Origin of the sequence: Pantoea sp. GbtcB22 (assembly GCF_019091025.1) — a bacterium.
Taxonomy (GTDB): Bacteria; Pseudomonadota; Gammaproteobacteria; order Enterobacterales; family Enterobacteriaceae; genus Pantoea; species Pantoea leporis.
The window spans coordinates 1-257 of record NZ_JAGXKB010000391.1; the positions used below are offsets into that span (position 1 = coordinate 1).

1 pseudogene is annotated in these 257 nt (G+C 60.7%); it reads right to left on the reverse strand.

Annotation, left to right across the window (positions count from 1 at the left end):
• Nucleotides 1–257, reverse strand: a pseudogene (locus KVT28_RS25575) (NADP-dependent malic enzyme); the annotation flags it as partial.

Here is a 257-nt window from a genome sequence, read left to right on the forward strand (position 1 = left end):
TGGTCGGCGTCATATTCGGCTCACGATCGCGATAGATCACGCCTTTGGACTCGCACACCACAATGTTGTGCTGCTGCATGCCGAGCGCCACCAGCAGATTCAGGCAGGCAATCGCCGGGGCACCTGCGCCGGAAACCACCAGCCGCACCTCGCTGATGGCTTTTTTAACGATGGTTAAGCCGTTGGGCACCGCCGCGGTACAGATGATCGCCGTGCCGTGCTGATCGTCGTGGAACACCGGGATCTGCATGCGCTCA